Genomic DNA, 1,404 nt, shown 5'->3' on the forward strand with positions numbered 1-1,404 from the left:
CACTAGTGTTGCATAAAAATTGACGGAATTTTCAGTTTTCACATTTATCCTGCTTAGAGCCAAAAAGGTAAATACCTAATAAAGGTGGCTCCATCCACTTGGAAATTTATTTACAATTAGAAATTTAAGACGACGACAGTTTGTTTATTAAGGAATCGCTTTTCCATCAATTTTTCGAAGCCAAATATGCGCTGGCTTCCACAAAGCAGCTCTTAGGTAACGACTAATTTGTAAGGTTTTTCGCTTGCTTTTTGTCTCGAGTTGAACGAGTACATGTAGGCAAAAAACGATTAATGCGATAAACACTTGATTGTGGATCGCCCATTCGCTTTGTCCGTAGAACTTTTTGATGCTGAGGTGCTGCTTGATCCATTTGAAAAACAACTCAATCTCCCAGCGTGATTTATACATCTCTGAAATGTCTTCGGCACTCAAATCAAAACGGTTGGTGATTAAATGAAGCTCATTCCCTTTTGTATCAAGTACTTTTAGAAGGCGAAAATAGTTTTCAGTACGGTTTTGAGTGGTGCCAATCAAAACCATTTGGTCGGACAAAACAGTCGTGCCCTCGGCTAATTTAAAATCATAAACTTCTCGTATAACTGCGTTTTTACGAAGTCTTGATAGAAAAAAGTAGCCATCATCTGTCATTCGATCAAAGCGTTCATAGTCAAGGTAGCCACGGTCAAACACATACATGCATTCCTTGTCGTCTACCATAATTTCTAGTTGACCACGATCATGTTCCTTTGCCGTTGTGAGCACAGCCTTTTCAGGATAGGAAATTCCTTTTTCCATAAACACAAGGCGCAAATGGAGCTTTACACCTGCTTTTGTTTTGCGGAACTGTGCCCACTTATGATTGGTCAAATTAAGTGGCAATGTGCTTGAATCAATGATTTTTAACGGCATGATGAGCCTTGAAATATGGGTTTTCGCATGAATTTGTGAGACTAAATCAAGGAAAAGTCGTTGAAATAAATCAGGATTCAACCCGTTTAATCGCCGTGATAGTTGAGAAATACTGATCGAATCAAGGTTGATTCCTTTTTGAAGTTGATCATCAAAAAGACAATCACTAAGCGCATGAAGACTTTCTACTTCTTCGAGCTGTGCGTAGAGTAATAATTTTAAAAATGATTCCGTCGTAAGTTTTTTCGTATAGAAATCTAATTTCAATGTTTTCACTTGATCATCAAATAATTCGTGATTTATTGGTGAAAACCATTGTCCAAATGAAGTTTTTCGTGTAATCTTATCCATGAGATTGGTCCTTTTTATTGGATTTGGACGGGATTACCACCTGACCTATCCATTATAAAGGACTTTTTCTTTGCGCAAAATAAAATTATTGAACATTTGGAGTATTTATAATAGTGAAATTAAATTAATGCAACACTAGTG

At 36.7% G+C, this 1,404-nt stretch carries 1 protein-coding gene; it reads right to left on the bottom strand.

The features are described from left to right. Window positions 1-147: 147 nt before the first annotated feature. Window positions 148-1,263: an IS4 family transposase gene (locus tag SAZ04_RS21490; RefSeq protein ID WP_332699513.1), complete on the bottom strand. Its 1,116-nt coding sequence runs from the start codon at window positions 1,261-1,263 to the stop codon at window positions 148-150. Between the last annotated feature and the right edge of the window lie 141 nt (window positions 1,264-1,404).

It is taken from the genome of Halalkalibacter lacteus (assembly GCF_036663595.1).
Classification (GTDB): Bacteria; Bacillota; Bacilli; order Bacillales; family Bacillaceae_D; genus Halalkalibacter; species Halalkalibacter lacteus.